The 1114-nt window shown below is 60.1% G+C and carries 1 protein-coding gene; it reads left to right on the forward strand.

Annotated features, from left to right (window positions below; translation table 11 throughout):
* Nucleotides 1-179 precede the first annotated feature (179 nt).
* On the forward strand, nucleotides 180-1114 hold a 935-nt coding region (locus tag H145_RS20390), incomplete at its 3' end, for a histidine kinase dimerization/phospho-acceptor domain-containing protein (protein WP_019947539.1).

Consider the following 1114-nt stretch of genomic DNA (forward strand, 5'->3'; position numbering starts at 1 on the left):
TGAGCTACGACATCATCACCAAGGGCCACAACGGCACGCTCAGCCTCGAAACCGAGGAAGGAAAAGGCACCGAATTCATCATCGAGCTGCCGGGCTGAGCCGGGGTTCAGGTGCGGGCTGGCTGGCAACGATATTCGCACACCTCATAAGCTCCTCTTTCTTTCCCGCTGCGCCTGCTTATGAAATTGATCATTTTCCCGCCCATCCCCAGCATCCTCGTTTCGCTGTTCGTTTTCCTGGCGCTACGGCACTTTCTGGAGCTGCCCGAGCGGGCGCCACGGCTCAACCGGCTGCTGAAATACCTGTGGGCGGTAGCCATTCCGCTGCTGCTGGTGATGGAATTTGCGGGCAGCCGCTGGGATACCGATGTTCACTGGCTGATTGATGCGGTGTACGTGGGCCTGATGGTGCTGCTGGCCGGCGCGGTACTGGTGCAGATGCGGGCTATGCAACCGGCCCGGACGCTGCTGGTGGCGCTGGCCCCGTTCGGCCTCCATGCCCTGACCAAATTCGCGTTCTACGCACTGCAAATAGATGCCAGCGAGTTCATCAACAGCCTTATTTACCTCGGAAAGCCCGCTGATTTGTACTGGCTTTTCAGCATCGTGTGGTTGGTGGTGGGCACGCTGATAGCCTACAAACAGCAGAAACTACTGCAGCAACAGCAGCTGGAGCACGAGCTGGAGGCCCGAATTAAGGAACGCAGCCAGGAGCTGGAGCAATTGGTGGAGGAGCGTACGGCTTCGCTGGTGCGGCAGACCGAGGAGCTACGCACCACCCTGCAAAAGCTGAAAATCACCCAAACCCAGCTGATCCAGAGCGAGAAGATGGCCAGCCTGGGCGAGCTGACGGCCGGCATTGCCCACGAAATTCAGAACCCGCTCAACTTCGTCACCAACTTTGCCGACGTGAGTACCGAGCTGCTGGGCGAACTGCGCGAGGAGCACCAGAAGGGCGCTGTTGCCGATGCCGAGCTGGAAACCGAATTGCAGAATGACCTTCAGCAGAACCTGACGAAAATAACGCACCACGGGCAGCGGGCGGCCAGCATCGTGCGCGGCATGCTGGAGCACAGCCGCGCCAGCACCGGCGAGCGGCTGCCCACCGACCTCAA

This window comes from Hymenobacter aerophilus DSM 13606, from assembly GCF_000382225.1.
GTDB classification, from domain to species: domain Bacteria; phylum Bacteroidota; class Bacteroidia; order Cytophagales; family Hymenobacteraceae; genus Hymenobacter; species Hymenobacter aerophilus.